General features: G+C 29.5%; 3 protein-coding genes and 1 pseudogene. 2 read left to right on the top strand and 2 right to left on the bottom strand.

Features of this window, described 5'->3' with window-relative positions:
- Window positions 1-1,402: ABC transporter ATP-binding protein (locus HMPREF2658_RS00015; protein ID WP_070854164.1), on the top strand; the 1,402-nt coding region annotated here is incomplete at its 5' end.
- A gap of 244 nt (window positions 1,403-1,646) precedes the next feature.
- Here HMPREF2658_RS00015 and HMPREF2658_RS00010 read toward each other — a convergent pair.
- Window positions 1,647-1,832, bottom strand: coding sequence for a hypothetical protein (locus tag HMPREF2658_RS00010; protein WP_000466616.1), 186 nt, complete (start codon window positions 1,830-1,832; stop codon window positions 1,647-1,649).
- A 148-nt stretch (window positions 1,833-1,980) separates the two neighbouring features.
- Between HMPREF2658_RS00010 and HMPREF2658_RS14515 the strand changes: the two genes are divergently transcribed.
- Window positions 1,981-2,076: a type I toxin-antitoxin system Fst family toxin gene (locus HMPREF2658_RS14515; protein ID WP_110183608.1), complete on the top strand. Its 96-nt coding sequence runs from the start codon at window positions 1,981-1,983 to the stop codon at window positions 2,074-2,076.
- Between the two features lie 141 nt (window positions 2,077-2,217).
- Here HMPREF2658_RS14515 and HMPREF2658_RS00005 read toward each other — a convergent pair.
- Window positions 2,218-2,459, bottom strand: a pseudogene (locus HMPREF2658_RS00005) (RepB family plasmid replication initiator protein); the annotation flags it as partial.

Genomic DNA, 2,459 nt, shown 5'->3' with positions numbered 1-2,459 from the left:
TTTTTTTGATTCAAATGAAAGTGGAGAGCTATTAAGTAGAATAATAGATGATACAAAAGTAATAAATACTTTTGTATCACACAAACTTCCTAGCACTTTACCTAATATATTAACAATTATTGGATCGATAATTATGCTTTTTATATTAGATTGGAAAATGACTCTATGCACATTTGTTATTGTTCCTTTATTTTTTATGATTATACTGCCTTTAGGACAAATGATGGAAAAAACTTCTAATAAAACACAAAATGAAATTGCTCAATTTAGTGGAATGATAAGTAGAATTTTATCGGAAATTAGATTAGTTAAAGTTTCAAGTACAGAAAATTTAGAAGTCAAAAATGGTAAGGATCGATTAACTAATATTTATAATTTAGGAATAAAGCAGGCTAAAATAACATCTATAATAGAACCTATATCGAGCATTTTAGTTTTATTGATGATAGCTATTGTCTTGGGGTTTGGAGGCTGGAGAGTATCAAGTGGGAATATATCATCGGGAAATTTAGTAGCAATGATTTTTTATGTATTTCAATTAGTTTTACCTATTAGTAATATTTCAACACTAATAACTGATTATAAACAAGCTAAGGGAGCTAGCTTTAGGCTATCAGAAATATTAAGTCAAAAAACCGAAGAAATAGAAGGTAAAAGAAATGAAGATTTAGATATACCTTTTATTAAATTTGAAAATGTTACTTTTTCATATGACAAGGAAGAAATATTGAAAAATTTAAGTTTTACAATACCACAAAATAAAGTGACAGCTTTTGTTGGACCTTCAGGATCTGGAAAAAGTACTATATTCAATTTGATTGAGAAAATGTATGACATTGATAATGGAAAAATATATATAGGTAATTCATTATTGAGTGATTTGGATTTATTGAGTTGGAGAAAAAATCTAGGATATGTAATGCAAGATAACTCAATGATGAGTGGCACTATACGAGATAATATTTTATACGGATTAGAAGATCAAGAAATTAAAGATGATTATCTAGATTATTACTGTAAATTAGCAAATTGTTATGATTTTGTTAATAATTTAGAAGAAAGGTATAATACATTTATTGGAGAAAGAGGAGTCAAGTTATCTGGAGGGCAACGCCAAAGAATAGATATTGCTAGAAGTTTTATAAAAAACCCTAAAGTACTATTACTTGATGAAATTACTGCAAATTTAGATAGTGAAAGTGAACATAAAATTCAAGATGCAATGTCTACTTTAATGAGAGATAGAACAACAATTATTATTGCACATAGGCTATCAACAATCCAAAAGGCTGATCAGATAATATTTTTAGATAACGGTGTAATCACAGGTATGGGGGACCATAATTCATTATATAACAGTCATAAAAAGTATAAAGAGTTTGTGTTAAACCAGCATATATAACAAAGTGTATATATCAGATATATACACTTTGTTATATTGAGTGATCAGAATAAAATTAATACAGTGAATACTATATACGAAACAACTACCCATAATTGAACATTATGTTAACTAAAAGAAAAGCCCGAAACACTGATATGAAAGTGTTTCGGGCTTTTTATCAATCTTAGCGGGTATTCATCTTTTATACATTACCCTAAATGACACGTTTTCATTCTTTTTCATAACTTAAGTTTTTGTATCTTTATTCAGTTACGATTTCTTTTCTCCAACCTAACAAACCATCTTTAACTCTAATAATATGTCTGCCACGCCAGACACTTCTTACTTCGAAATAATACCATTCCCCGTTTTTGTTGAGGAAATGAATATCTTGATAACCTTCTTTAATGACATATTTTGTAGCTTCTTGTCTTTGATCGCCAAACATCATCAATCCCACCCTTATATTAATTTATCTTTAATATATAACAACATTTATTAATATTCATGTTATTTCATGGAAGGAGAGATTTGTTATAATGTGAAAGTCGTCTATCTCTCAGACGTCGATTTGACGTAGAGAGGAGGTGCGCTAAATGACATTACTATTTGTTTATGTAATAGCTCCTGTTTTTGTAGGATGCTGTATTACGTTGTTTCAATTTTGGCTAGAACAACGTAGTAAAAAATAGGCGACAAGCCAACACTAAAAGAACCCCCAACCTACGTCCATAGGTTGGGGGTTCGGTGCGTTAATGACACCACTATTTGTTGTCTAAATAGTATCATTTTATTACACATTCTTCAATTATTATTTATCGTTTAATACATTTTTATTCTTCCCAATTCATTTCAAGTTGTTTTAAAAAGGCTTCTCTTTCTTTTTCTAGTTGTGGATCATATTCTCTTTGGGGTGTTTTTTCATATGTCCTTTCTTCTAACCATTTTGGTGTTTTCTCACGACTGATATATTGTCGTGACTTACCTATATTCGCCATTTGTGGTTCTCGTTTATTGTGGATGCGTTTCTCAGCGTCAAAAGTAAACTCTAACCATTCAATTTTACGACCTTTTT

This window comes from Staphylococcus sp. HMSC062H10 (assembly GCF_001836945.1).
GTDB classification, from domain to species: Bacteria; Bacillota; Bacilli; order Staphylococcales; family Staphylococcaceae; genus Staphylococcus; species Staphylococcus aureus.
The sequence above is the reverse complement of the archived record's forward strand: the minus strand, read 5'-3'. Positions and strand labels throughout refer to the sequence as shown.